Origin of the sequence: Kitasatospora sp. MAP12-44 (genome assembly GCF_029892095.1) — a bacterium.
In the GTDB taxonomy this organism is placed as follows: domain Bacteria; phylum Actinomycetota; class Actinomycetes; order Streptomycetales; family Streptomycetaceae; genus Kitasatospora.
Genome location: NZ_JARZAE010000004.1, coordinates 7,019,740 through 7,046,325, shown reverse-complemented (window position 1 = coordinate 7,046,325; position 26,586 = coordinate 7,019,740). Strand labels below are relative to the sequence as shown.

The 26,586-nt window shown below is 73.1% G+C and carries 24 protein-coding genes; 15 read left to right on the top strand and 9 right to left on the bottom strand.

Annotated elements, in window-relative coordinates:
* Positions 1–2: 2 nt before the first annotated feature.
* From P3T34_RS40005 to P3T34_RS32115, 5 genes are all read right to left on the bottom strand, one after another.
* On the bottom strand, positions 3–1,211 hold the full coding sequence (locus P3T34_RS40005) for a hypothetical protein (RefSeq protein WP_348534715.1): 1,209 nt from the start codon (positions 1,209–1,211) through the stop codon (positions 3–5).
* Positions 1,211–2,032 carry an SAF domain-containing protein gene (locus P3T34_RS32130; RefSeq protein ID WP_280669551.1) on the bottom strand — a complete coding sequence of 274 codons (822 nt, stop codon included), beginning with the start codon at positions 2,030–2,032 and terminating at the stop codon, positions 1,211–1,213. Before P3T34_RS32130 ends, P3T34_RS40005 begins: the two co-directional genes overlap by 1 nt.
* 156 nt (positions 2,033–2,188) lie before the next feature.
* Positions 2,189–3,079 carry a hypothetical protein gene (locus P3T34_RS32125; protein WP_280669550.1) on the bottom strand — a complete coding sequence of 297 codons (891 nt, stop codon included), beginning with the start codon at positions 3,077–3,079 and terminating at the stop codon, positions 2,189–2,191.
* Between the two features lie 107 nt (positions 3,080–3,186).
* Entirely contained in the window at positions 3,187–3,585 is a 399-nt protein-coding gene (locus P3T34_RS32120; RefSeq protein WP_280669549.1) for a hypothetical protein, read from the bottom strand.
* Between the two features lie 353 nt (positions 3,586–3,938).
* On the bottom strand, positions 3,939–4,784 hold the full coding sequence (locus P3T34_RS32115) for a hypothetical protein (RefSeq protein ID WP_280669548.1): 846 nt from the start codon (positions 4,782–4,784) through the stop codon (positions 3,939–3,941).
* Positions 4,785–4,991: 207 nt separating this feature from the next.
* Here P3T34_RS32115 and P3T34_RS32110 point away from each other — a divergent pair, with 207 nt between their 5' ends.
* The 7 genes from P3T34_RS32110 to P3T34_RS32080 all read left to right on the top strand — a co-directional run bounded on the left by P3T34_RS32110 (position 4,992) and on the right by P3T34_RS32080 (position 10,434).
* Positions 4,992–5,420 carry a pyridoxamine 5'-phosphate oxidase family protein gene (locus tag P3T34_RS32110; protein ID WP_280669547.1) on the top strand — a complete coding sequence of 143 codons (429 nt, stop codon included), beginning with the start codon at positions 4,992–4,994 and terminating at the stop codon, positions 5,418–5,420.
* 107 nt (positions 5,421–5,527) lie between these two features.
* Positions 5,528–5,995, top strand: a complete 468-nt coding sequence (locus P3T34_RS32105) for a MaoC family dehydratase (protein ID WP_280669546.1) — start codon at positions 5,528–5,530, stop codon at positions 5,993–5,995.
* A 283-nt stretch (positions 5,996–6,278) separates the two neighbouring features.
* Positions 6,279–7,469, top strand: a complete 1,191-nt coding sequence (locus tag P3T34_RS32100) for an MBL fold metallo-hydrolase (protein WP_280672522.1) — start codon at positions 6,279–6,281, stop codon at positions 7,467–7,469.
* Positions 7,470–7,514: 45 nt separating this feature from the next.
* Positions 7,515–8,459 (top strand): acyl-CoA thioesterase II, encoded by a 945-nt coding sequence (locus P3T34_RS32095; RefSeq protein WP_280669545.1) that lies wholly within the window; start codon positions 7,515–7,517, stop codon positions 8,457–8,459.
* Positions 8,460–8,510: 51 nt separating this feature from the next.
* Complete coding sequence (locus tag P3T34_RS32090) at positions 8,511–9,146, top strand: TetR family transcriptional regulator (RefSeq protein ID WP_280669544.1); 636 nt, start codon at positions 8,511–8,513, stop codon at positions 9,144–9,146.
* Between the two features lie 232 nt (positions 9,147–9,378).
* Complete coding sequence (locus P3T34_RS32085; RefSeq protein ID WP_280669543.1) at positions 9,379–10,080, top strand: hypothetical protein; 702 nt, start codon at positions 9,379–9,381, stop codon at positions 10,078–10,080.
* Between the two features lie 108 nt (positions 10,081–10,188).
* Positions 10,189–10,434, top strand: coding sequence for a hypothetical protein (locus P3T34_RS32080; RefSeq protein WP_280669542.1), 246 nt, complete (start codon positions 10,189–10,191; stop codon positions 10,432–10,434).
* A 34-nt stretch (positions 10,435–10,468) separates the two neighbouring features.
* Here P3T34_RS32080 and P3T34_RS32075 read toward each other — a convergent pair whose 3' ends face one another.
* A complete protein-coding gene (locus P3T34_RS32075; RefSeq protein ID WP_280669541.1) occupies positions 10,469–12,211 on the bottom strand; it encodes a DUF2398 family protein in 1,743 nt (580 codons plus the stop codon).
* A gap of 429 nt (positions 12,212–12,640) precedes the next feature.
* On the opposite strand from P3T34_RS32075, the gene P3T34_RS32070 reads away from it, so the two are divergent.
* Positions 12,641–13,471: a lysoplasmalogenase gene (locus P3T34_RS32070; RefSeq protein ID WP_280669540.1), complete on the top strand. Its 831-nt coding sequence runs from the start codon at positions 12,641–12,643 to the stop codon at positions 13,469–13,471.
* Between the two features lie 23 nt (positions 13,472–13,494).
* Here P3T34_RS32070 and P3T34_RS32065 read toward each other — a convergent pair whose 3' ends face one another.
* On the bottom strand, positions 13,495–14,298 hold the full coding sequence (locus P3T34_RS32065; protein ID WP_280669539.1) for an exodeoxyribonuclease III: 804 nt from the start codon (positions 14,296–14,298) through the stop codon (positions 13,495–13,497).
* Between the two features lie 118 nt (positions 14,299–14,416).
* Positions 14,417–15,532 carry an ROK family glucokinase gene (locus tag P3T34_RS32060; protein ID WP_280669538.1) on the bottom strand — a complete coding sequence of 372 codons (1,116 nt, stop codon included), beginning with the start codon at positions 15,530–15,532 and terminating at the stop codon, positions 14,417–14,419.
* 322 nt (positions 15,533–15,854) lie between these two features.
* On the opposite strand from P3T34_RS32060, the gene P3T34_RS32055 reads away from it, so the two are divergent.
* Positions 15,855–16,982, top strand: coding sequence for an alpha/beta hydrolase-fold protein (locus tag P3T34_RS32055; RefSeq protein WP_280669537.1), 1,128 nt, complete (start codon positions 15,855–15,857; stop codon positions 16,980–16,982).
* Between the two features lie 52 nt (positions 16,983–17,034).
* On the opposite strand, the gene P3T34_RS32050 is transcribed toward P3T34_RS32055, so the two are convergent.
* Positions 17,035–18,627 (bottom strand): PucR family transcriptional regulator, encoded by a 1,593-nt coding sequence (locus P3T34_RS32050; protein ID WP_280669536.1) that lies wholly within the window; start codon positions 18,625–18,627, stop codon positions 17,035–17,037.
* A 451-nt stretch (positions 18,628–19,078) separates the two neighbouring features.
* On the opposite strand from P3T34_RS32050, the gene P3T34_RS32045 reads away from it, so the two are divergent.
* The 6 genes from P3T34_RS32045 (at position 19,079) to P3T34_RS32020 (ending at position 26,484) form a co-directional block, all read left to right on the top strand.
* Complete coding sequence (locus P3T34_RS32045) at positions 19,079–19,969, top strand: FAD binding domain-containing protein (protein ID WP_280669535.1); 891 nt, start codon at positions 19,079–19,081, stop codon at positions 19,967–19,969.
* Positions 19,966–20,451 carry a 2Fe-2S iron-sulfur cluster-binding protein gene (locus P3T34_RS32040; RefSeq protein WP_280669534.1) on the top strand — a complete coding sequence of 162 codons (486 nt, stop codon included), beginning with the start codon at positions 19,966–19,968 and terminating at the stop codon, positions 20,449–20,451. Before P3T34_RS32045 ends, P3T34_RS32040 begins: the two co-directional genes overlap by 4 nt.
* Complete coding sequence (gene pucD, locus P3T34_RS32035; protein WP_280669533.1) at positions 20,448–22,808, top strand: xanthine dehydrogenase subunit D; 2,361 nt, start codon at positions 20,448–20,450, stop codon at positions 22,806–22,808. Before P3T34_RS32040 ends, pucD begins: the two co-directional genes overlap by 4 nt.
* A gap of 251 nt (positions 22,809–23,059) precedes the next feature.
* Positions 23,060–24,550, top strand: coding sequence for an NCS2 family permease (locus P3T34_RS32030; protein WP_280669532.1), 1,491 nt, complete (start codon positions 23,060–23,062; stop codon positions 24,548–24,550).
* A gap of 106 nt (positions 24,551–24,656) precedes the next feature.
* Positions 24,657–25,835, top strand: coding sequence for an XdhC family protein (locus P3T34_RS32025; RefSeq protein WP_280669531.1), 1,179 nt, complete (start codon positions 24,657–24,659; stop codon positions 25,833–25,835).
* A 70-nt stretch (positions 25,836–25,905) separates the two neighbouring features.
* Positions 25,906–26,484 (top strand): helix-turn-helix domain-containing protein, encoded by a 579-nt coding sequence (locus tag P3T34_RS32020; protein WP_280669530.1) that lies wholly within the window; start codon positions 25,906–25,908, stop codon positions 26,482–26,484.
* The last annotated feature ends 102 nt before the right edge of the window (positions 26,485–26,586 follow it).

The following is a 26,586-nucleotide window of genomic DNA, read 5'->3' as shown; positions in this document are numbered from 1 at the left end:
GGCTACCGCGCACGGAGCACCGCCCCCTGCGTCTGCGGCTCGTCCTGCGGCGCGCGGAACTGCTCGGGCGCCGCCGGGTGCGGCGCTATCCCGGCCAGCGGCGGGTACGGCTCGGCGGGCTGCGCGGGCGCCGGCTGGGGAGCGCTCGGCGGGACGTACAGCTGCTCGCCGTACGGGGGTTGGGGGTAGGACTGCTGGACGTAGGGCTGGCTGTAGGGCTGGGCGTACGCCTGGCCGTCGTAGCCCGTCGCCTGCTCCGGGCCGGGAGCGTAGAGCTGTCCGGAGGGCGCCGCGTACGGCTGCCCGCCCGGCCAGCTGCCGGGCTGCGGCAGCTCCTGCTGCACCGGCTGCGGCGGCTGTGCGTGATGTGCATGCTGCGGCTCGGCAGCAGGAACGGCGGCGGGCACGGCAGTCGCGCCGGTCGCGGCGATCCGGGCACGCCGGCGCTGCACCAGCTCCTGGATCTGGTCGGCCGCGCTGCGCGCCGTGCGCATCAGCTCCGAGCGGATGAACCGCCGGTCGGTGCTGTCCCCGCCGTCCGACAGCACGTACGCGGTGCGCACCGCGTGCGGCAGCTGACCGAGCACCGGGAGCCCGAGCTCCCTGGTGACGTCCGCCGCCGGGTACGGGCCCTCGGCGATCAGCAGCAGCCCGAGCGCGTCGGCACCGGAGCCGGCCGACTCCAGGTCCTCGCGCAGCGCGGCCAGCCTCGGCCGGGCCGAGCTGAGTCCGCGCAGCGTGGTGCGCACCGTCGCGAGGACGGCGTCGGCCCGCCGGGCCAGCACCGCGCCAGGGCCGAGCGCGCCGGAGCGGCCGAGGTCGAGCAGCACGTCGTAGCCGCGCGGTTCGAGCGCGTGCAGCACCTCGACCAGCGGCTCCCAGGTGTAGGCGAGACCGGCGGCCTGGGCCGGGTCGGTCAGGCCGGGCAGCAGCAGCCGCTCACCGTTCCCGGCGGGCGAGATGTCGACCAGCTGGTCCCAGAGCGTCTCGGCGAGCAGGCCGCGGCGGTCGGCGACGGCCAGGTTGCGCAGCCCGTACACCGCCTCGACCCGGCCCTCCAGGGCGCCCGCGAGGGCGGCTCCGCCGTCCGGGTCGCACTCGACAAGCAGCACCTTGCGGCCCGGCGCGAGCGGCCAGGAGAGCAGCAGGGCCAGGGCCGTGGTGGTGGCCCCGGGCGCACCGGGACCGCCGACGATCGCGATCACCGCCATCAGGCAGTCCCCCCGCCGCTGTTCGCACCGGTGGACGGCGAGGAGGGCGGGGACGAGGAGGGCGAGGGCGAGGCAGCCGCGTCCCGCGGGGCCAGGATCACCTGGAACTTCCCGCTCGCCACCCAGAACGCCAGCACCGGCCCGTCGCTCGGCGGGACGGCGACGTCGACCACCTGGGTGCCGTCACCGCCGGCCTTGCCGACATGGGCCACCACCGCCCCCATCGTCGGCGGCCCCGCCGGGTGCGCGGCCCCGCCGCCGGCCGACCCGGCCGCGACGGACGGGTCGGTCAGCACGATGATCACCCGCTGCCCGGGCTCGAGACCGTCGGCCGGCAGCTGGCCCTGCCGGGCCGACAGGCCGACCACCTGGTCGGTCGGTGCGACCGCCAGGGCACGGGTGACATCGGCGACCAGCAGCAGCGCGCCGCGGTGCAGGTCGGTGGTGGCCCGCTCGCCGACCGCCAGGTTGAGGTCGCCGGCCGCGACCGGGCTCAGCGCCGGGTCGCTGGCGATCCGCGCCACCACCAGGTCGTCGGCGGTCAGCGGCTGCCCGTACGGGACGTCACGCGCCAGTGCCAGCACGGCGATCCGCTGACCGGTGCTGTTGTAGAGGACCGCGCCGCCCAGCCCGCCGGCCGCGATCAGCGCGGCGGCCATCGCGATCACCGCCGGGCGCCGGCGCCGGGCCCGCAGCGAGCGCGACGGGGCGACCGGGGCGGGGCGACCGTCGCCGCCTCTGCCCGGGCCGGCCACCACGGCCGACTGCTCCTGGAACGCGGGCGTGCCGAGGGTCGGGGACGGAAATGTGCGGTTCTCCACCGGACTTCGGCCTTCCTTGCTGGGGGATTGTGCCGACTACGAGGACGGGGACGGGCGGGACAGGGACGGACGGGCGGACGGGAGCGGGCGCGGTGCGGGGAGCCGGGGCAATCGGCCACCGCCCGCCACCACCCGCCACCACCCGCCGCCGTCACGTCAGTTGAGCACTTGCAGTTCACTGACTTTGAGCTTGAGCGGCGGCAGACTGGGCACCGCCAGGTCCAGTTCGGGGTAGGCCGTCTGCCCGGTGGCGTCGTCGACCGAGGTGACGGCCCAGTGCTCGGTCACCGTCAGGTAGTAGCCCTCGTCGCCGGAGGCCTTGCTGAAGGCGTGGGTGCAGGCGTCCGCCGGCGGGGCGGCCTCAAGTCCCGCGGCGTACGGGAGGCCGGCTCCCCCGCCCTTGCCCTTGCAGGAGAGCATCGCCTCCTGCCCGGTGGCGGGGTCCTGGTAGCCGAGGTCCCACTCCACATCGGTCAGCACCGCCGTGGCGGTGACCGCGATGCCGCCCGCCTCGGCGGTCCTGGGCTGCGGCCCCAGCGTCTGCTCGCGGTTGGCCGCCGAGGTTTCGTACCAGAACCAGACCGGCACGCCGACCAGCGCCGTGCCGTTCGCCGTCGTGCTGTCCGGGGCGGTGCGCGGCCTCGGCCGGGCGAACTGGAGCTTCGCGATGGCCATTTGGGCCACCGTGCCGGGATCGGGCGGCGGGGTGGTGCCGCCGGGCTCCTTGGCCAGCCAGACCGGGGGCTCCGGGTTCAGGCCCCCGCTGGTGTCGCGGCACACCTTGTTGTAGACCGCACCGGTGTTGGGGGGATTCCCGCCCCAGGCCGGGTCGCCGGCGGGCGGCTGCGGGTCGGACTTCATGTAGTAGCAGCCGTCGGAGGTGTTGAAGTAGCCCAAGTCGGGATCCCAGCACGGGTACTGCGCATTGTTCCAGGCGCAGGTCACCGTGCCGCCGGAGCCGCCGCTGGAGCCGCCCGACTGCCCGCCGCCACCGGGCGCCCCGCTCTGGCCGGGCGACGTGACCACGATGCAGATCGCCAGCGCCACACAGGGATTGATCCCCCCCGTCGGACCGGCTGCCTCGGCCGGCAGTGTCGATCCGGCCAGCAAGCTGATCAGCAAAAGGAGTTGACCAAGAATTCGGCGCAAGGGCTTCAACATGTCCGACCCGCCTCGCGGTTGAAGTCGACGACCATCCAGGTAGTTCCATTGAGCCGCATCGCGGCGCTCGCGACATAGCGTTGCAGGCGCTGCGGCGGATCCTTGATCGAGCCGTCCGCGGCATCGGCCTGGTGCCAGCCGCTCACATCCACGCAGTCCACGATCGTCGCGTTCTGCGGGTCACTTCCGGGATCGAGCGTGGCCACCTTCGGTGAATTGACGGGGGCCCCGCTCATCACCAACTTGGCCTCGTGCAAACCATGCAGACTCGCCAGCACACCGCTCAGCGCGGCGCCGGTCGAGTAGATCCGCAACTGAGCCCCGGTCGAGTCGCTGCGCGCGTCCGCCTGCACCTGGGCGGCCCACCAGGCCTGATAGGCCCGCAGCACCACCCGTCCGTCGGCCCCCTGCGGACCATCGGTGGGAGCGAGTTCCCCCCCGCCCGGAGTACTCCCCACTGGAGGGACGACAATCCCACCCGCCGCACTGGGCCCGGGAGTTCCCATCCTGGCCGGTACGCCCGCCGGATCGGCGGAACAGCCGGCCGTGAAAAGCGTGAGCAGAGCCACCGCACCGACCCCGACCGCCCTCGGGCGTAAGAAAGCCCTGCGCATAGCCCCACCTTGCCGCGACTGACCGACAGCTGGCCGAAGTTGGCAGAAAAACCCTGCCTGCTGCCGAGTGCGTGTGACGACCGATTCTTCGCCAACAGACCCACCCACGGCAACACCTTGGGCCCCTGACCTTACGCGGAAGGCGGATCCGTTGGGGCACTTTCGCGCCACAGAACAGCCAACAGTTCTTCAGAAACCGACAATCCGGCCAGCGCACCGCGGACGGCGGCCCGATTGCGCATCAACAACCGGCCACCCGAAGGAGGTACCAGCACTCGCGCCTCGATCCCTGACGCCAGCTCGCCCCAGGCCAATTCGGCCGCGACCGCGGGCTGCAGCTCGGCCGGACCGATGGTGGCCGGGGCCCCGGGCACCCCGCGCTCCAGCACCCGGCCGAGCGCCCAGCTGAACGAGCCCTCGCCGCCGGGCAGCACCGCCCCACGGCTGCGCCGACCGCTCGGGTACGGCCCGACCCGGCCCCAGAGCGGCACCCGGGAGTGCGCCAGCAGCTCGGCCACGCCCTGCTCGCCGTCCAGCCCGCCGATCGCCGCCCAGGTCTCCGGCGCCGCCACCGCGTCGACCAGCAGCAGCACCTCGTCCTGCGCGCCGTGCACCATAGTGCTCACCACCCAGTCCCAGGCCAGGCCGCGCCGGTAGGCGTTGTCCGGAGTGCTGCCGGCGGTGACCAGCGCCAGCCGGCGCCCGCGCGGGTCGGCCACCAGCTGGCCGAGCAGGCAGACCACCAAGCACCGCCCCTGCTGCCTGGCCGCCTCCCGCAGCGCGGTCAGCATGGCGTTGGCGTCGGCGTCCGGCGGCACCAGGGTGGCCCGGCAGCCGTGCGAGCCGGTGTCGAAGAGCGCCCCGGGCAGCGCCTCGGCCAGCAGCCCGGCTCCGTCCGCGGCCAGCGCGGAGCCGCCGTAGCTGCGCTCCGGGCCGCCGTTCGCGCCGATCACCACGAGTTCGACCCCACCAGTCATGCCCGCACCCCACTCCGCCCCGTACTGCCGTACCCTGCCCGCCACACTCTGCCGCACGGCGGTCCACTCGTGGTGACTCTCCGGCAGAACAGCCACGATCGGGCACCCCCGGAACCGGAAGCGGAACCGGAACCGGGCCCAGGGACCGACCAGGACCGGGACCATGGGCCCTACCGGCCGCGGCTCCGCGGCCGCACCATCAGGGACATGACCGCCGCCGACCGGATCGAGCAGCTCAGCGACCTCGAGAGCCTGCGCCTGCTCGCCACCGTGCCCATCGGGCGGGTGGTGTACACCGCCCACGCGCTGCCCGGCGTCCTGCCGGTCTCCTTCCTGGTCCGCTCGGACGGACGACTGGTGCTGGCGCTGCTCCCGGGCGGCGCGCTCGCCCGCGCGCTGGACGGCACGGTGGCGGCGTTCCAGGCCGACAGCGTCGACCTGGCGACCAGGAGCGGCTGGAGCGTCACCGTGCACGGGCACGCCGAGGTGGTGCGCGATCCGCTCCGCTACCAGGAGCTGCTGCGCAGCGGCCCCGAGCCCTGGACCACCGCGCCCGAGCCGATGTTCGTCCTGCTGACCCCCGAGCTGGTCGTCGGCGAGCGGCTGCTGCCCAGCGCTCACCCGCACGCGGGGTGACCGGTCGGTAGGGCTACGCTCCCCCGGGACGGGCGGGGAAGGCCGTCCGCCCGTCCGCCCATCCGAAGTCCCCAGCCCCAGCCCCAGCGGCCCTCAGGAGCGCAGCCATGACGACGTTCGCCACCCTCGCCGAGTTGACCGCGGCGGTCGGCACCGAGCTCGGCACCAGCGACTGGCACACCGTGACCCAGCAGCAGGTCGACCTCTTCGCCGAAGCCACCGGTGACCACCAGTGGATCCACATCGACCCGGAGCGCGCCAAGTCCGGACCGTTCGGCGGACCGATCGCGCACGGGTATCTGACGCTCTCGCTGATCCCGCTGCTGGCCAAGGAGTGCTACAGCGTCGGCGGCATCCGGATGGCCGTCAACTACGGCTCGGACAAGGTCCGCTTCCCCGCCCCGGTGCCGGTGGGCAGCGCGGTACGGGCCACCGCCGAGCTGCTCTCGGTGACCGAGGTGAGCGGCGGGGCGCAGGCCGTGGTGCGGTTCACCATCGTCAGCGAGGGCAGCCCCAAGCCGCACTGCGTCGCGGAGACGATCACCCGCTTCTACCCGGAGGACAGCCAGGGCTGACCGCCCGTCGGGGCTGCGCTGCGCGGGCCGTCCGGCGGGCCCGGCAGCAGCAGTGCCGGTAGTCTCCCGATGAGATGCTGATCGTATTGGTGGGCATTCGGCAGCAGCGCCGGCCCACCGATGTCCCTCGGGGGTCCCTCGGTCTCCCGTCCGGTGTTCCGCTCCTGGAGGTGCCGTGCCCGGCCTCGTCCCCTGGTACTCCCGAGTCTCCGGCCTGCTCTCCACCGGCGCCGACCAACCGCGCGGACTCACCGACGACACGGCGGGCGGCCCCGGCGGCGCGCTGCGCGACCTGGGCAGCGCCGGCTGGCGGCAGATCCGGGCGGACTCCTTCGGCGCCGAGCCCACCGGCGAGCGCCTGGAGCGCATCCGGCGCAGCCCGCACTACGTGGACGGCGCCTTCCGCAACCCCGTGCCGACCCGGCGCCTGGTGTACGAGCGCTCGCCGCTGGAGATCACCCGCGCCCAACTCGCCTCCGGTCGCGCCCGCCGGCTGCCCGCCGCACCGATCCCGGTCCACCCGCTGCGCCCCGCCGAGCTGGCGGTGCCGCCCGGCTCCGGACTGCGGCTGAGCTGGCTCGGGCACGCCACCGTACTGGCCGAACTGGACGGCCGGCGGGTGCTCTTCGACCCGGTCTGGGGCGAGCGCTGCTCCCCGTTCCCGGGGATCGGCCCCAAACGGCTGCACCCGATGCCGATCCGGCTGGCCGACCTCGGCCCGATCGACATCGTGGTGATCTCGCACGACCACTACGACCACCTCGACATGACCACCGTGCGCGCCCTGATCGGCAGCGGCGCGCACTTCGCGGCGCCGCTGGGCGTCGGCGCGCACCTGGAGCACTGGGGCGTGGCCGCCGAGCGGATCACCGAGCTGGACTGGTGGGAGTCGGCCGAGCTGGACGGCCTCACGCTCACCGCCGCCCCCGCCCGGCACTACTGCAGCCGCGGCCCGCGCACCGACCCCAACGTGCTCTGGGCCTCCTGGGCGGTGGCCGGCCCCGAGCACCGGGTCTTCCACAGCGGGGACAGCGGCTACTTCCCCGGCTTCGCCGAGATCGGTGGCCGGCTGGGCCCGTTCGACGCGACGATGATGCAGATCGGCGCCTACAGCAAGTTCTGGCCCGAGGTGCACATGACGCCCGAGGAGGGCGTCCGGGCCCATCTGGACGTCGGCGGCGAGCTGCTGCTGCCGATCCACTGGTGCACCTTCAACCTGGCGCCGCACCCGTGGGAGGAGCCGGTCGAGCGGACCGTGGCGGCGGCCCGGGAGTTCGGCGCCACACTGGCGGTGCCGCGCCCGGGGGCGCCCTTCGAACCGGCCGAGCCGCCCGCGCTGGAGCCCTGGTGGCAGGCGGTCGCGGCGCTCCCCGACGGCACCCGGCCCGCGCAGCCGCAGACGCCGCAGTCCGTCCCGGACCACGACCACGACGCGCGGGGCGAACAGGAACCTGTTGCAGAAACGCAGTGGTAACCCAGCTCACAGTGCACCCGTCGATGCTTCTGCCAGTATGAGCAAATGAGCGAAGCACGTGCGCAGGAGCAGCAGGCCGAATCGGCCAGACCAGCCGAACCGGCCATCAGATCCTTCCGGGACCTGCTCCGGATCGAGGAACTGGACAAGAACCTGTTCCGGGGAAGCTGCCATGCCGGCGCACCGCTGCGCGCGTTCGGCGGCCAGGTGGCCGCCCAGGCGCTGACGGCCGGCGGGCGCACCCTCGACGAGGAGCGCGCGGTGCACTCGCTGCACGGCTACTTCCTGCGGCCCGGGGACCCGAGCCGGCCGATCATCTACGAGGTGGAGCGGATCCGCGACGGGCACTCCTACGCCACCCGGCGGGTGACGGCGGTTCAGCAGGGCGAGGTGATCTTCACCCTCTCCGCCTCCTTCAAGCGGCCCGAGGAGGCGGGCGACCGCCGGCCCAGCATGCCGCCGGTGCCCGGTCCCGAGGAGCTGACCAACCCGTTCCTGGCCGCCCGGGAGCACCCGGAGCCGCAGGACGCCGGCGACCCGTCCGAGGGCTTCCACTCGCTGGACATCCGGTTCATCCCGGCCGACGCGCCGGGCGTGCCGCCGGAGGTCCCCGGCATCCCGCAGCAGTACGTCTGGCTGCGCAGCGTCTCGCCGCTGCCGGCCGACGACCAGCTGCTGCAGGTCTGCGCGCTGACCTATCTCTCCGACCTCACGCTCGCCTCCACCACCGCGCTGCACCTGCAGCAGAGCTTCTTCCAGCGCACCGAGCCGCCGGCCATCACGCTGGCCTCGCTCGACCACGCGATGTGGTTCCACCGCCCGTTCCGCGCCGACGAGTGGCTGCTCTTCGCCCAGCGCAGCCCGTCCGCCGCGGACGGCCGGGGGCTGGCGCTGGGCGAGTTCTACGACCGGGAGGGCGTCCTGGTGGCCTCCGCCGTGCAGGAGACCCTGCTGCGCGAGCGCCGGCCCAAGCGGTCCGCCCGGTCCTAGCCCGCACAGGCGTCATACTCACGCCGCGGCACGGCCCGTATCATGGTGCGGGTGACCAGTGTTGACCTGTCACCCCGTCCGATCGAGGCGATGTCGCCTCGCCAGCTCGAACGCCGCCGGAGCCTGATCGCGGCCTCGCTCGCCCTGGTGAACGAGACCGGCGTAGAGAAACTCCAGATGAAACAGGTCTGCGAGCGCTCCGGAGTGGCCCTGGGGACGGCCTACCGCTATTTCTCCTCCAAGGAGCACCTGCTCGCCACCGCCATCGCCGACTGGCACCGGCTGCTGCTCGTCGACCTGGCGTCCGAGCCGCGCGGCCTGCGCGGGTCGCGCGGGCCGCAGCCGGAACCCGGGCCGTCGGACCGGATGCTCCGGTTCGTCCGGCACGGCATGCGGGCCTACCAGCGCCAACCCGAGCTGGCCCGGCTGCGGGTGAGCGTGGCGGCCTCCACCGACCCGTTCGCCAGCGAGGCGCTGCAGGGCATGGCTCGGGCCGACGCGCTGGCGCTGCAGGCGGTGATGGCGCAGGTGCCGCCGACCGAGAGCGCCCTGGTCGGCCAGATCGTGGCGCACGCCTGGCAGGGCGAGCTGACGGCCTGGGTAACCGGCCGCGCCACCCTCGGCGACGCCCGCCGCCGCCTGGAAGACGTGGTCCGCCTGGTCCTGGCCCCGTACGGAACGGCCTGACGGCGCATCGGGCGGGCGGTCTCCCCCGGGCGGGTGAATTCGACGGCCCGTCCGGCAGCGGGCCCGGCGGCGGGGCGGCAGTCAACTCCCTTGGTGTGCGCGGGGCGAGGATGCCAGCAGGGGAGATGACCGAGAGCGACTGAGCATTACAGACAGTCAGATGAGTGGCATGCTGGCAGCCGCGCGGTCATCTTCCGGCCGCGCACTTTCCCGCCCCCGAAGGCCGACCAGCATGTCCGTCCAGACGGTCAGCGCACCCGCCGCCGCCCCTCGTCCGACCCCCGCCCACGGGCGCCGCGGCCAGGCCACCGATCGCGCCCTGCGCGCCCACCTGCTGCCGGTCACGCTGCTGGCCTGCGTGCTCGGGTGCGCCCTGCACACACCGGTGGCGTTCCTGCGGCACTGCCATCCGGTGCCCGGCGTCACCCCGCCGATGCTGATGCTGGTGACGGCGATGTTCATCGGCGGCTTCGAGGTTCAACTGATCCAGCTGGCCCGGGTGTTGCTGCGGCCCGGGCTGCTGCTGGCCGGGCTCGGGGTGGCGCTGCTGCTGCGGATGGTGGTACTGCTGGGCGCCGAGCGGGCCGCGGACTGCTGGCCCGAGCAGCACCAGGCGCTCGGTGAGATCGCGCTGCGGCCGAACCCCGATCTGGTCGGGCTCGCCCTGGTGGCCGGCGGCGCGATCTGCGCGGCGCCGTTCCTGGTCGGCTGGTGCGCCTGGTTCGCCGCCCGGCGGGCGCGTCCGGGGCCGGGCGAGGCGGCCGCGCTGACCCTGGCCACCGGGATGAACAACACCAGCGCGGCGGCGGCACTGGCCGGCAGCCAGTTCGACGGACACCCGGCGGTGCTGCTGCCGATCTTCTTCTACGGGCTGGCGCAACAGCTGCTGGCGGCCGCGGTTCCAGCCGTTCTCCGCCCGCGCTCAAGTCGCTGACCTGCAAATCTGTAGCGCGCGCCGCGCTTCCGTTTCGTCTTGTGGGACAGGTGCGGCGTTCATCCCTGTGTAGTCATCGTTTAACACCCGACTGGAATCCTCATCATCATGGACGACCGACTGTCACCCTCCTACGGGCCGCTGGGGCTCGCCGCCGGCGGCCCCGACGCTCCCACCCCGGACACGCCCGGAGCCCCCGACGGCTCCCCGCGCTTCCCGCTGCCCCAGCGCCACCGCCGCTTCCTGGCCTGCGCCGCGGTGGCCGCCTCCGTCGCGCTCGGCACGCTCGGCGTGGGCGCGACCGTCGAGACGGTGCAGCACAGCACCATCTCGGCCGCCGGCGCCACGCACTGACTGTCCATCAGATCCGTCAGTACGGTCAGCTCCGTCAGTCCTCGGCGAACTCGTCCTCGCGGCGGGAGTGCCGCCCGGTGCCGGGCGCGGGCCGCAGCTCCGCCTGCACGGCGTAGCGGGCGGCCGGGGCGAGCAGCATCCAGCCACCGGCCGCCCGGCCACGCGGGCCCTGCGTCCCCGTGAGCCGGGCGGTGGGCTCCAGCGGAGCGATCAGCCGCATTCGGTGCAGCAGCTCAAGGACCTCCCGACGGAACGCCGCCCGGTCCGCGAGGTGGTCCCGGCACCAGCCCGCCGCGGCGCCGTACTCGTCGGCCACATCGCCGAGCGTGCCGTCTATCAGCGCCTCCGGGATCGGCACCCCGGTCAGCCCGGTCACCCCGGTCACCCCGACGGCCTCCGCCGCCGCAGCCGACTCGGGCAGCGGGCGCAGCTGCTCGACCAGGTGCTCCACCAGCAGCAGCGCCGCGTGCGCCGGGGCGGCGGCCGAGGGCAGCCGCAGGTCGGTCAGCTCGCCGGCCGGGTCGAGCAGGGCGATGCCCTCCCGGCGGATCTCGGCGGTCAGGCCCAGGAACTCCGCGAAGGTCTCGGCCTCGCGCTGCCGGGCGTCCCAGAGCCACTCCCGCTCCAGCGCGGTCAGTTCGGCCAGCAGCACCACCGGCGTCTCGGCCAGTCGGCGCCGGACGGCCACCGGGACGTCGACGACCGCCAGGCCGCCCGGCTCGGACGGCACCGGCCCCAGCGCGGCCGCCAGGGCGTGGTCGACCAGCAGCTCACCGGCCGGTGCCGGTCCCGCGGGCTCGGTCAGCACCTGCCAGCGGGTCAGCAGGGCCAGCGCCGCCGCGACCGCCGCCGGACCGACCAGCTCACCGATCCCCGCCGCACCGGCCGCCGCCGCGATCACCTCGGCGAGCTGCCCGGCCGGCCGGCGTTCGGGTCCGGCCAGCAGGACGGACAGGGCCAGCGCCAGCGCCGCGTAGGTCTCGGGCGGGCAGGGCACGCCGTCCAGGTCGAGCCGGTGCAGCGCGCCGGGCCCGGCTCCCGCCTTGCGCAGCCGGGCGAAGGCGTCGGTGACCGTCAGCGGGTAGCCGAGCAGGCGATCGAAGCGGTCGGCCAGCCAGTGGGCATGACGGCGGATCAGCGCAAAGGCCTCCGCGTTCGGGCCGGTGGCGGTGACCAGCGGGTGCGCGAGCAGCAGCCGGGCGGCGGCCCGGCGTTCGGCGGCGAGCGCCCGGCCGGCGTCGTCCGCGACCGGCGGCTCGGGCTTGCGGTGGCGACCCGGGTTCGAACGGTCGGCGGCGGGGGCTGCCGCAGTGGAAGCGGGGGACACGATGGACGGGGAGGACGCGGAGGACGCGGAGCGGCGGCGGGCACCGCGCGGGCGGGGCAGCAGGGCATCGGCCTGGCCGGCCACCGGTTGACGCACCGTCGGGCCGTGCCACCAGCTGAGCCGGCCCAGGTCCGCCGCGTCCGGCTCCGGCGCGACGCCGAAGTGCCGGGGGCCGTGCAGGCCGAAAGCCGCCGCGAAGAGGTCGTGCGCCTGCTGCTCGTCGGCCCGGGCGAACCGCCGGGCGAGGCGCACCAGGCGGCGCGCCGACTCACGCGCCACGCTGTAGCCGGCCGACGACTGCGGCCGGGGCGCCGGTTCCGGGTCGGGCTGGAGCAGCGTCAGGACATCCCCCACGGCGTCGACTTCGGTGAGCGCGAGGCTCCGCAGCCCGGCCGGCGCGCCCGTACGGCGGGGCAGGTCAGCACTGCCCAGCCCTCCGCCCCCGTTCACGCGCCCCTCCGCCGTGCCGCCGGGCGACCCGCTCACCGCCCGGCATCGTCCGTACCACTCACCATGTCGCCGACAGTTTAGACCGACCGGCAAATGGAGGGCGGCGTCGCGGCCCGATGGCTCTCGCCCAGACGGCTTCTCCTCAGTCGCCAGGGCTCCGCCATGGCTCCTTCGTCGGCACCGCCTGGACTCGGCCCTCGACCCGCTCCTTCTCCCACCCTCCATTTGCCGGGCGGTCTGAGTTGACGGCCCTCGCGCCCTCCCGCCCGTCCCACTGGGCTACGCATGAGTAACCCCCTCTTCCGCAGGCCGGTCGGCGTCGCCTAGGGTGCCGGACGTGCCCGCGCGCGACCGGGGGCGCCACCTCACCAAGGGACCGGGCTGGCAGCCCGCGACCGCTACCGCGACCGGCCCGGAGGGCTCCACCGCATGCTGACCAGCCTGACCACCCGCTCCATGACCCGCTCCATGACCGGCACCTCGACCAGCAGCACGAGCGCCGGACGGCTGCTGGCGGGGCGGGCCCGCGGCCTGCTGGGCGCCTTCGCCGCCACCTCCGCCGCGCACCTGGGCGCGCTGCTGACCGACAGCAAGGCGCTGGAGCTGGTCACCAAGCCCGCCCTGATGCCGCTGCTCGCCGCGCATGTGCTGAGCACGCGCGGACCCGGCGCGCGGACCCGGCGCAGCGGGGTGGACCAGCTCAACACCCCGGCCGGCGCCACCCTGCCCGAGGAGCCGGCGGCGGACGCCCCGCACCCGCGCCGGGCGGCCCGGCTGCTGGTCCCGGCGCTGCTGGCGAGCGCGGCCGGCGACGCGCTGCTGCAGGCCGACAGCGAGGCCGCCTTCCTGGCCGGCATGGGCGCGTTCGCGGCGGCGCACGTCTGCTACGTCACGATGTTCGCCCAGCAGGGCGCACTGACCGACCGCCGGCGCGCCGCGCTGGTGTCGGCGGCGTACGCGACGGCCTGGGTGGTGCTGATCAGTCAGCTCTGGCCGGGCCTGGGGGCCCTGCAGATCCCGGTAGCCGGCTACAGCCTGCTGCTCGCCTCCACCGCCGTGACCTCGGCAGGCCTCGGCCTGCGGGCCGGTCTTGGCGGCGGGCTGTTCCTGCTCTCGGACACCCTGATCGCCACCCGGATCGCGGGCTGGCGGGAGCTGCCGGGCCACGAGTTCTGGATCATGTCCACCTACGTGGCCGCCCAGTACCTGCTGGCCACCGCCGCCCTGAAGGCCGAGGAGCAGGCGGAGGCACAAGCGTAGGCGGGGCTTCAGTAGGCGGGGCTTCAGAGGGCGAGGTCGACGACGACCGGTGCGTGGTCGGAGGTGCCCTTGCCCTTGCGGGCCTCGCGGTCGACGTAACTGTCGGTGACCGCCGCCACAAAGGGGGCGTTGCCGTAGGTGAGGTCGATCCGCATGCCGCGGTTCTTCGGGAAGGCCAGCGCGCGGTAGTCCCAGAAGGTGTAGGCGCGGTCGTACTTGAGGGCGCGCGGCACGACGTCCGCCAGGCCGGCCTCGCGCAGCGCGGCGAGCGCGGCCCGCTCGGTCGGGGTGACGTGGGTGGCGCCCTCGAAGACGGCCGGGTCGTAGACGTCCTCGTCGGTCGGCGCGACGTTGAAGTCGCCGAGCACCGCGAACGGGCGGCTGCCCGCCGCGTCCTCCAGCACGGCCAGCCGCAGCGCCTCCAGCCACTCCAGCTTGTAGCGGTAGTGGGCGTGGCCCACCTCCCGCCCGTTGGGCACATAGACCGACCAGACCCGGACCGGACCGCAGGTGGCGGCCATGGCACGCGGCTCCATCTCGGGCAGCAGCGCGTCGTCGGCCAGGAAGCCGGGCTGGCCGGGGACGTCCCGGACGACGTCCTCGAAGCCGAGCCTGGAGATGATCGCGACGCCGTTCCACCGCCCGGTGCCGTGCGCCTCGGTCTCGTAGCCGAGCTCGCGGACGGCCTCGTACGGGAAGGCCGCCGTTGAGCACTTCAGCTCCTGGAGGCACAGCACGTCGGGCTTGGCGCTCTCCAGCCACTCCAGCAGCTTGGGCAGCCGCGCGGTGACGGAGTTGATGTTCCAGGTGGCGATACGGACGGTCACGGCTGGGGCCTTCCCGGGGTGCAGATGAGGGCGTCCCCGAATCTACCGCCCGCCACCGACAGAGCGCGGCGGGCCCGGACGGGGGGCGTGCGGGCAGCGCGGGGAGCGCGCAGCGCGCTCAGCGCTCCACTCGGCTGCGCTTGACGGTGCGGAACCGGCGGGCGACCGAACGGGCCAGGTCGGCGGCGCCGATCAGGCCCGCCTCGTTGCCGAGGGCCGCGCGGGTCAGCTGGGCCTCGGGGCGGAAACCGCGGCCGGTCAGGGTGCGTTTGAAGGCGTCCTGGGCGGGGGCGAGCAGCAGGTCGCCGGCCGCCGAGACGCCGCCGCCGATCACGAACCGCCCGGGGTCCAGCGCCGCCGCCAGATTGGCCAGGCCGACGCCCAGCCAGGTGCCGATGTCGTGCAGCAGTTCCACGGCCATCGGGTCGCCCTGCTGCGCGGCCTCGGTGACCAGCGGGCCGGTGATCGCCGCGATGTCCCCGCCGGCCATCGCCAGCAGCGGCTGGGCCACCGGCGACTCGGCGGCGGCCAGTTCGCGGGCCTCGCGCACCAGCGCGTTGCCGGAGGAGTACTGCTCCCAGCAGCCCCGGTTGCCGCACGGGCAGCGGTGGCCGGCCGGCACCACCTGCATATGGCCGAACTCCCCCGCCAGCCCGTAGCGGCCGCGGTCGACATAGCCGTGCCGGACGACCGCGCCGCCGATGCCGGTGCCCAGGGTGATCATCACCAGCAGGTCCTCACCGCGGCCGGCGCCGAAGCGCCACTCGGCCCAGGCGGCGGCGTTGGCGTCGTTCTCGACCACCACAGGGAACCGCAGCCGCTCGCTGAGCGCGTCGCGCAGCGGCTCGCCCCGCCAGTTCAGGTGCGGGGCGAAGAGCACCCGGGAGCGGTCGGCGTCCACCCAGCCGGCCGCGCCGACCCCCACCGCGTGCACGTCGTGGCGGTCGGCCAGCAGCAGCACCAGTTCGACGATGACGTCCTCGACGACCCGCGGGCTCTTGCTCTTGTGCGGGGTCTCCGCGCGCAGCTGCTCGACGATCTTCCCCTCGCCGTCCACCACCCCCGCGATCACCTTGGTACCGCCGATGTCGACCCCGATGGTGGGAAGGCGCAGCACGCTGGCGGGCAGCGTGCGCCGGCGCCGGTCGGCGCTGCGCTGGCCGAGGCCGAGGAGGGCGGGCAGAACGGGCTGGGTGCCGCGCCCGCGGGGACTGCGGCCGTTGGGGTTGGTCACGACGGCGAGGGCTCCTTCTCACAGGGATGGGCTCACGGGGACGGGCTCACGGGCACGGACGGGCCGATGCGGCGACTGTAACCGTCCGTGTCCGGCAGGCGGCGCGTACATGAACGTTGACCGGGCCATGCGCGGCAGACGCCCAGGCAGATGACAGACTAGGGGCCGGTGATCTGATGGACTTCCCAGCTCAGCTGATCCGGTTCCCAGCTTTTTCCCAGGTTCTGGCAACCGATCACGCGTTGACGGCCGTCATCACCCTTTGGAAAGCGCGCGGGCACGTCGGGGTCCGGGCGGCCAGCGACCCGGATACGAGAACTTGATGCAACTGACAGGTACGCCCTTTCTGATCCTCACGATCATCCTGGTGCCGGTCTCCATCGCGGTGGCCATGCTGCTCTGGGGACGGGTCGGCGGCCCCAAGCCTGTCCAGGCCCTGGCCAGACTGATCATGCTGCTGTTCTGCCAGGCCACGGCCGTGACGATGGTGTTCGTGATGGTGAACAACGCCAACATCATCTACGGCAGCTGGGACGACCTGCTCGGCGACGGCAGCCACGTCCGGGCGGTGCCGGTGCCACCGGGCGACGCGCTGGGCGGTCAGGGCGGTACCAGCGGCGACGCCAAGGCGGCGAAGGTGCTGCAGCAGTTCAAGAGTGTCGGTGACCCCGTGGTGCCGGCCGACGTGCAGACCACCGAGCTCAAGGGCCGGCTGTCCGGGGTGGACGGCGAGGTGCTGGTCTGGCTGCCGCCGCAGTACAACGACCCGGCGTACAAGGACAAGAACTTCCCGGTCGTCGAGCTGCTGCCGGGCTTCCCCGGATCCTCCAAGACCTGGTTCGGCACGCTGGACGTCTCCGAGCAGCTCAAGCCGCTGATGCAGTCCGGCGAGGTGGCGCCGTTCATCCTGGTCTCGCCGCGCACCCTGCTGCTGGGCAACGACACCGACACCGGCTGCGCGGACGTGCCCGGCAAGGTCAACGCCGACACCTGGCTGTCGCGGGACGTGCCGCAGATGATCCTGGACAACTTCCGGGCCGACCCGTCCTCCGACCGCTGGGCGGTGGCCGGCTACTCGGCCGGCGCGCACTGCGCCGACCGGCTGGCCCTGGAGCACCCGAACCGCTACCGCGCCGCGGTCTCGATGTCCGGCTACAACGACCCGGGTGAGGAGTCCAAGTCGCTGACCGCGAAGGACCCGCAGCTGAAGGAGACGGCCAACCCGCTGTACATCCTGACGCACGCCCAGACCCCGCCGAAGGTCGCGCTCTACCAGACCGGCAACAAGGGCGACGGCTACGAGTCCGGCGAGGCGCTCGCCAAGGCCGCGAAGGCGCCGACCACGGTGACCCTGGTGGAGACCAGTGGGCCGCACTCGGGCTCGGTCTGGAAGCCGCTGGTGCCCGACGTGTTCAAGTGGCTGACGACGATCATTCCGATCCAGCACTGACCGGCACACACAAGAGCCCGGGATGGCCTGCCGTCCCGGGCTCCGCCATGTGTCAGGCCAGTTCCAGGGCCAGGTAGAAGTCCACCCGGTCCTCGAGGCGGGAGAGGTCACGCCCGGTCAACTCCTCGATCCGGCCGATCCGGTAGCGCAGGGTGTTGACGTGTACATGAAGCTGGGCCGCGCAGCGCGTCCAGGAGCCGTCCGAGCGCAGGAACGCCTCCAGGGTGCGCACCAGGTCGGCCTGGTGCTCGATGTCATAGGCGATCACCCGGTCGAGCAGCCGGCTGCGGAAGGCCCGGCGCACCTCGTCGGGGACGGCGGCCAGCAGCAGCACGTGCGAGGCGAGCTCCTCGGGTCCGGCGACGCAGACCCGGCCGACCCGGGCGGCGGCGATCCGGCGAGCGTGCCGAGCCTCCTCCAGCGCGCCGCGCAGACCGCCGGCCTCCAGCGCGGGGGCCGAGACGCCCAGGGTGATCCGGCCCTCCGAGCCGAGCCCGGCCTCAAGCGGCGCGAGCAGCTCGCGCAGCGCGTCGGCGGGCACCGCGGCGTCCGGCGCGGGCAGCACGATCACCGCGCCGGTGGCGGTGCCGGCGATCAGCGCGCGGTCGGAGGTGTCGGTCAGAGCTTCCTCCAGGATGGAGCGGACGGCGCCGTCGGGCAGGCCGGTCCCCTCCGCGCTGAGGACCAGCCAGGAGCCCTCCGGCTCCTCGGGTCTTGGCACCGCGCGCTCGTACCTGGCGGCCATCGCCGAGGAGGCGTAGAGCGTGCGGCTGATCTCGGCGGGGTCGGCGTCGCGCTGAAGCAGCGTCAGCACCTCGTCAGCGAGGCGGCGGCGCAACCGGCGGCTCTCGTCGCGGCGGGTGCGCTCGGCGGCGACCAGTCGGGCCAGGTTCTCGGCGAGCTGCTGGCGCTTGGCGGTCCACTCGGTGACGTCCCCGGCGACCACCAGCACCCAGTCGGAGAGCGGGGCCTCGTGGGCGGGGTCGACGGCGGCGGGCAGCAGCGAGTAGGCGCCGGAGACCAGGCGGGCCCGGTGCGGCGGGCGGCGGCGCTGGCGCTGGGCGGCGAGGTGAGCGCGGACCAGCTGGTCGCGGGCCTCGGCGGAGAGGTGGTCGGCTGGTCCGGCGACCACCCGGGCGGTCGGCGTGAGCACCCAGCAGTCCAGGTCGAGGTCGCCGCCGAGCAGGTCGAGGACGGCGTCCAGACCGCCGCCGCCGGCCGCCGAGACCAGCAGCCGGTGCCGGTCGACCAGGGCAGCCAGGTCGGCGGCCCGGTCGGCGGAGACCTGGCGGCCGATGAACTCGGTGAGCGAGCTGAAGGCGACGTCGTCCGGCACCGCGAGCAGCGGCATCCGGTGGCGTCGGCAGGCCTCGATCAGGTCCTCGGGGATCGGGCCGACCTCGGCCTCGCCGGCCGCCAGCGCGACCGCCCCACCGGCCGCCAGCGTGCGGACGAAGCGCTCGGAGTCCTCCGGCGCGGTGCGCCAGAGCATCCCGGTGAGCACCAGCTCTCCCCCGTGCAGGTAGCGGCCCGGGTCGTGCAGGTCCGTGGTCATGACACCGCTGACCTGTCGGTCGAGCTCGTCCTCGGCGGCCAGCAGCCGCAGTCTCGGGGCTCCAGGGGCGAGCAGGTCACGGACGCGCATCCGCGGACTCCTTTGTCTGAACACTGAACAAGGGGCGGTAGGGGAGGGAGTTGGGGGCTCACAGTGTGCCCGAGTTCGGGCAATGGGTTTTACGTATCAGCACTCCGCCGGGTCACAGCGCCGTAGCTTCGTCGTCACGGCCGGATTACGGTCGTAAGGGGCGGTTGGAAATCCGCTCAGCAGGGGATTCGTCTCCCTTAGAGGAACGTACAGGATGCCGGGCGACCGTGAGGCAAGGGCTTCATGCCATCGGTGACTGCCTCCAGGTGGGCCCGCAGCGGTTCACTGGCCACACGCCGCCGGACACACCCCGGTGACCAGGACTCAACGCCACGGCAACGCTCCGGTGCAGAGTCCGAACACCGAAGGTTTGGAATCTCGCGCTGATGCCCCCGAGTGGGCGACGCCCCGCACGGTTCCGGCGACACCGACGACTTGAGGAGACACCCGCATGGAGTTCCTGCGGCCCGCTACGTGGGACGAGGCGCTCGCGGCGAAGGCTGAGTTCCCGACCGCGCTGCCCATCTCGGGCGGCACGGACGTGATGGTCGAGATGAACTTCGACGTGCACCGGCCATCCGCGATTCTCGACCTGAACCGCATCACCGAGCTGTCCCAGTGGGAGATCGCCGACGGCGTGGTGCAGCTCGGCGCCTCGGTGCCCTACACCCGGATCATCAACGAGCTCTCCGAGCCGCTGCCGGGTCTGGCGCTCGCCTCGCACACCGTCGGCTCCCCGCAGATCCGCAACCGCGGCGGTGTCGGCGGCAACCTGGGCGGGGCCTCCCCCGCCGGCGACGCGCACCCCGCGCTGCTGGCGGCCGGGCGCGACGTCTTCGTCGAGGTCGCCTCGCAGGCCCGCGGCACCCGGCTGATCGCCATCGACGACTTCTACGTCGGCGTGAAGCGCAACTCCATGGAGAAGGACGAGCTGATCCGCCGCGTCCACATCCCGGTGGCCGACGGCCCGCAGCAGTTCTCGAAGATCGGCACCCGCAACGCGATGGTCATCGCGGTCTGCGCCTTCGGCTTCGCGCTGCACCCCAAGAACGGCACCGTCGGCACCGGGATCGGCTCCGCCGCCCCCACGCCGCGCCGGGCCGTGGCCGCCGAGGAGTTCCTGCAGGGCGTGCTCGCCGAGCGCGGTCTGTGGGAGTCCGGCGACCTGCTGGGCGCCGAGGTGATCCAGCAGTTCGGTGAGCTGGTGAAGGCCGCTGCCTCGCCGATCGACGACGTCCGTGGTACCGCCGACTACCGCCGGCACTCGCTGGCCGTGATGGCGCGGCGCACCCTGACCTGGACGTGGAACGACTACAGCAAGCAGATCAGGAGCGCGGCATGAGGGTCACTTTCACCGCCAACGGCAAGCCGGTCGAGGCGGACGACGTCTGGGAGGGCGAGAGCCTCCTGTACGTGCTGCGCGAGCGGGTGGGTCTGCCGGGCTCCAAGAACGCGTGCGAGCAGGGCGAATGCGGCTCCTGCACGGTCTACCTGGACGGCACGCCGGTCTGCTCCTGTCTGGTCGCGGCCGGCCAGGTGCAGGGCCGCGAGGTCCGCACCGTCGAGGGTCTGGCCGACGAGAACGGCCTGGACCCGGTGCAGCAGGCGTTCATCGACGCCGGCGCCGTGCAGTGCGGCTTCTGCACCCCCGGTCTGCTGGTGCAGACCCACGACCTGCTGGAGCGCGAGCCGCAGCCGAGCGACACGGACATCCGTGAGGCGCTCAGCGGCAACCTGTGCCGCTGCACCGGCTACGAGAAGATCATGGACGCGGTGCGGCTCGCCTCCGCCCGCCAGTGCCAGAAGGCAGGTGCCTCCGAATGAGCACTCGTACGATCGCCGGTCAGAAGAACCTGCAGGACATCCGCACCGGCAGCAAGGACGGCATCGGCGGCTCGCCGCTGCGTCCGGACGGCACGCTGAAGGTCAAGGGCGAGTTCGCCTACTCCTCGGACCTGTGGCACGAGGACATGCTCTGGGGCATGGCGCTGCGCTCACCGCACCCGCGCGCCAACATCCTCAGCGTGGACATCTCCGAGGCGCTCAAGCTCCCCGGCGTCTACGCGGTGCTCACCCACGAGGACATCCCGGGCTCCAAGTTCTACGGCCTGGAGATCCAGGACCAGCCGGCGCTGGCCATCGACAAGGTCCGCTACCACGGTGAGGCGATCGCGATCGTCGCCGCCGACCACCCGGAGACGGCCCGCCGCGCGGTGAAGAAGATCAAGGTCGAGTACGAGGTACTCACCCCGATCACCACCGAGGAGCAGTGCCTCAACCCCGAGGTGTACGGCTACGTCCACGAGCCGCACGAGTTCAAGTCGCACGGCCACGGGAACATCTGCCACAGCCAGAAGCTGGTGCACGGCGGCGGCGTGACCGACGAGATCCGCGCGCTGGCGGACGTGGTGGTCAGCGGCCACTACGAGGTCGGCATGCAGGACCAGGCCTTCCTCGGCCCGGAGTCCGGCCTGGCCGTGCCCGCCGAGGACGGCGGCATGGACCTCTACGTCGCCACCCAGTGGCTGCACGTGGACCGCCAGCAGGTCGCCCCCGTGCTCGGCATCCCGGAGGAGAAGCTGCGGCTGACCCTCGCCGGTGTCGGCGGCGCCTTCGGCGGCCGCGAGGACCTGTCGATGCAGATCCACGCCTGCCTGCTGGCGCAGCGCACCGGCAAGCCGGTCAAGATCGTCTACGCCCGTGACGAGTCCTTCTTCGGCCATGTCCACCGCCACCCCGCGAAGATGTACTACGAGCACGGCGCCACCCGCGACGGCAAGCTCGTCTACGCGGACGCCCGGCTGGTGCTGGACGGCGGCGCGTACGCCTCCGCCTCCCCCGCCGTGGTCGGCAACGCCGCGTCGCTGGGCCACGGCCCGTACAACATCCCGAACGTGCGGATGGAGGCGATCGCGCTCTACAGCAACAACCCCTCCTGCGGCGCGATGCGCGGCTTCGGCGCCGTCCAGGCCTGCTTCGGCTACGAGACGCAGATGGACAAGCTCGCCGCCGCCCTCGGCATGGACCCGGTCGAGCTGCGCCAGCTGAACGCGATGTCGGAGGGCGACTCGATGCCCACCGGCCAGGTCATCGACTCGCCGGCCCCGGTCGCCGAGCTGCTGCAGCGGGTCAAGGACATGCCGCTGCCGCCGCCGCTGGACCTCGCCAACCTCGACGTCCGCACGCTGCCCGGCGCGCTGTCCAACACCTCGCACGGCGAGGGCATCGTGCGCGGCATCGGCTACTCGGTCGGCATCAAGAACGTCGGCTTCTCCGAGGGCTTCGACGACTACTCCACCGCCCGGGTGCGCCTGGAGGTCATCGGCGGCGAGCCGGTCGCCATGGTGCACACCGCGATGGCCGAGGTCGGCCAGGGCGGCATCACCGTGCACGCCCAGATCGCCCGCACCGAGCTGGGCGTCGAGCAGGTCACCATCCACCCGGCCAACACCGAGGTCGGCTCGGCCGGCTCCACCTCCGCCTCGCGGCAGACCTACATGACGGGCGGCGCGGTCAAGTACGCCGCGGAGGCAGTGGCCCAGGCGCTGATCGAGAAGGGCCGCAAGCGCTACGGCTGGACCCACAACGACCTGTCGCTGATCGGCGGCAAGGTGGTCTCGGAGTCCGCCGGTGTGCTGGTCTCGATGGTCGACCTGCTGGGCGAGGACGCGATCGACCTGACGCGTGAGCACCACCACCGCCCGACCGTCCCGTTCGACAAGGAGACCGGGCAGGGCTTCGGCCACGTCCAGTACACCTTCTGCGCCAACCGCGCGGTGGTCGACGTGGACGTCGAGCTGGGCCTGGTCAAGGTGGTCGAGTTGACGGCCGCTCAGGACGTCGGCAAGGCGCTGAACCCGCTCTCGGTGATCGGCCAGATCCAGGGCGGCTGCACCCAGGCGCTCGGCCTCGCGGTGATGGAGGAGATCATCGTCAAGGACGGCAAGGTCCGCAACGCCTCCTTCACCGACTACCTGATCCCCACCATCCTGGACGTCCCGCCGATCCCGGTGGACATGCTGGAACTGCCCGACCCGAACGCCCCCTACGGGCTGCGCGGCGTCGGCGAGGCCCCCACCGTCTCGGCCACCCCGTCCATCGTGGCCGCCATCCGCCAGGCCACGGGGATCGCTCTCAACCGGATCCCGGTCCGGCCGGAGCACCTCACCGGGACGCTCTAGCCCCACCCCCAACCTCCCCGGGGCGGTGACCGTCTTCCCCACCGCCCCGGGGGTGCACCACCCAACACGCAGTTTCGTAGTGCACCATCCCGCTGCCTCTCCCACGCCGGGGCTCTGCAGCGGTGCGCTCCACCCCGCACCGCAGGCACTACAGAGTGCACCTCGTGAGCCGAGCAAGTCCCCCACGCCGTCTGCCTTGACGCCATGGTCGGCTCGCCCACCCCAATCCCCTTTGAACCTTGGGAGTGGACATGTCCCGGATCCCCACGGAGCCAGGCACCACTGAAGAGATCCCCGCCCAGGCCGGCACCCCCACGCCGCCCTCGGAAACCCCACCGAAGAACGCGCTCGATGCGTACTTCAAGATTTCCGCCAGAGGCTCGACCTTCGGCAATGAAATGCGTGGCGGCCTCACCACCTTCATGGCGATGGCCTACATCCTGCTGCTCAACCCGATCCTGCTCGGCGGCGCCGACAAGACCGGCTTCCACCTGAACACCGGTCAGCTGACCACCGCCACCGCGCTGGCCGCGGCGGTCACCACCATCCTGCTCGGCGTGGTCGGCAACGTGCCGCTCGCCGCCGCCGCGGGGCTGAGCGTCTCCGGTGCGGTCTCCGCGATCGTGGTCCCGCACACCACCTGGGCACAGGCGTTCGGCCTGTGCATCATCTACGGTCTGCTGATCGTGCTGCTGGTCGTCTCCGGCCTGCGCGAGAAGATCATGAACGGCATACCCCTGCCGCTCAAGCACGCGATCACCATCGGCATCGGCCTCTTCATCTCGATGATCGGCCTGGTCAAGGCCGGCTTTGTGCACCACGGCCCGGACCCGTACGGGCCGCCCGTCTCGCTCGGCCCCGCCGGCACCCTCACCGGCTGGCCCGTCCTGATCTTCTGCGTGACCCTGCTGAGCATCTTCGTGCTGCTCGCCCGCAACACCCGCGGGGCGATCCTGATCGGCATCGTCGGCGGCACGGTCCTCGCCTTCATCGTCCAGGCCGTGGCCAAGCTGCCCGCGACCGCCTGGACCAGCTCCGTCCCGAAGTGGCCCGGCAACCCCGTCGCCGCTCCGAACTTCGGCCTCTTCGGCCACGTCGACATCTTCGGTGCGTTCAGCGGCAAGGGCATGGGCGCGATCAGCGCCTCGGTCGCCGTCTTCACCCTGGTGCTGGCCGGCTTCTTCGACGCGATGGCCACCATCATCGGCGTCGGCACCGAGGCCGGCCTGGCCGACAAGCAGGGCCGGATGCCCGGGCTCAGCAAGGCCCTGCTGATCGACGGCACCGGCGGTGTGATCGGCGGCTTCTCCGGGGCCTCCGGCCAGACAGTCTTCGTCGAGTCCGCCACCGGCGTCGGTGACGGTGCGCGCACCGGCCTCGCCTCGGTGGTCACCGGTGGCCTGTTCGCCCTGATGCTCTTCTTCTCCCCGCTGGCCGGCGTCGTGCCGGTCGAGGTCGCCTCCGCCGCGCTGGTCGTCATCGGCTCGATGATGATGAGCCAGGCGCGCCACATCGACTGGAGCGACCGCGAGGTCGCCATCCCGGCCTTCCTGACCGCCGTGCTGATGCCGTTCACCTACAGCATCACGGCGGGTGTCGCCGCCGGTGTGATCACCTACGTTGTGATCAAGGCCGGTAAGGGCAAGTGGCGCGAGCCCGGTCCGCTGATGTGGATCCTGACCGCCGTGTTCGTCGTGTACTTCGCGCTCACCCCCGTCAAGGAGTGGCTGGGAGTGCACTAGCAGTCAGCAGTACCGCCGCTGTGCGGGGCCACCGGTCCCGCACAGCGGCTCCCGCCATTGATCCGCTTCCTTGATCACCACCAACACCGCGTTAGGAGCCACGGACATGCAGGACATCGCCGAGCAGTTGCAGGTCTGGCACGCCGCCGGGCGCTCGTTCGCGGTGGCGACGGTGGTGGGCGTCTCGGGCAGCGCGCCGCGCGACCCCGGGGCGGCGCTGGCGGTGGATGCCGACGGCGAGGCGATCGGCAGCGTCTCCGGCGGGTGCGTGGAAGGGGCCGTGTACGAGCTGTGCCGGGAGGCGATCGCCTCCGGGGAGCCGGTCCTGGAACGCTTCGGGTACAGCGACGAGGACGCCTTCGCGGTGGGTCTGACCTGCGGCGGCATCCTCGACGTGTTCGTCCAGCCGATCGTGCCGGGCGCCGACGCGGCGCTCGACGCGGGCATCGTCTACATCGCCTCCGGCACGCCGGTGGCACTGGCCCGGGTGATCGAGGGCCCGGCGGCCCTGCTCGGCGCGACGGTGGCCGTCACCGCCGACACCCACCACGGCTCGCTCTCGCCGGCCCCCTCGACGACCGGCGCCCTGGAGCGCTCCGCCGTCGCCGAGGCGCGGGCCATGCTGGACGCCGGGAAGACCGGCAAGCTCACCCTCGCTCTGGACGGGCGCCCGTGCGACCCGACGGACCAGGGCACTCTGACCTTCTTCGTCGAGTCCTACGTCCCCGCGCCGCGGATGCTGGTCTTCGGCGCCATCGACTTCGCCGCCGCGGTGGTGCGGATCGGCAAGTTCCTCGGCTACCGCGTGACGGTCTGCGACGCCCGGCCGGTCTTCGCCACCGAGCGCCGATTCCCGGACGCCGACGAGGTGGTGGTCGACTGGCCGCACCGCTACCTGGACTCCCAGCTCGGCGCGATCGACGGCCGGACCGTACTCTGCGTGCTCACCCACGACGCCAAGTTCGACATCCCGCTGCTGGAGCGCGCGCTGCGCCTGCCGGTCGGCTTCGTCGGCGCGATGGGCTCGCGCCGCACCCACCTGGACCGCAACGCGCGGCTGCGCGAGGTCGGCCTCACCGACGCCGAGATCGCCCGGCTGCGCTCGCCGATCGGCCTGGACCTCGGTGCCCGTACGCCCGAGGAGACCGCCGTCGCGGTGGCCGCGGAGATCGTCGCGCACCGCCGCGGCGGCGGCTGCCTGCCGCTCTCGGCCGGCCACGGCCCGATCCACCACGACCTGGAGCGCGCCGACGACTCGCACGCCCAGCAGCACGCGGCGGCCTGACGGGTCACCCGGCCGCACGCCTCGGGCGGCCGTAGCTCTCGGGCTGCGGGCGGCCGCTTATGCTGGGGCCGTGACACCGAGAACGGGGCAGGGGACAACGCTGCGGGCGGATGCCGCGCGCAACCGCGCCCGGGTCTTGCAGGTCGCCCGCGCGCAGTTGGCCGCCGGCGACCGCTCGTTGCAGCTGAACGCCATCGCCCGGCTCGCCGGTGTCGGCGTGGGGACCGTGTATCGGCACTTCCCCAACCGCCATGCGCTGATCGAGGCGCTCTCGGCGGAACGCTTCCGGGAGTTGGTCGCAGAGGCGCAGGCGGCGGCCGCCACCGAGGACGCGCTCGCGGGCCTGCACCGCCTCCTGCGCTTCGCGCTTGACCGCGCGCTGGACGAGCCCGGCTTTGCGGCCGTACTGGAGTCCAGGGGCGATGCCGACGCGCAGACCTCGGAAATGAAGGCCGAGCTCGACCAAGCCGTCGCCGATCTGCTGGGCCGCGCCCGCCAGACCGGCACCATCCGGAGCGGCATCGAGGCGGATGACGTGCGCCGCCTGCTCTGCGGCGTCGAGCATGCCGTGCGCTCCGGGGACAGCGACCCGGTGCGCCGGGAGCTCTACCTCAGCACCCTTCTCGAGGGTCTGCGCCCTCCTCGCTGACCGCAGCACGCCCGCGGCATCCCAACCGGCCGGTGCCGGGAAACCCGCCGGGCCGACCCATTCCTCGTTAACCGGATAGGTATCCGTTTGTAGTAGCATGCC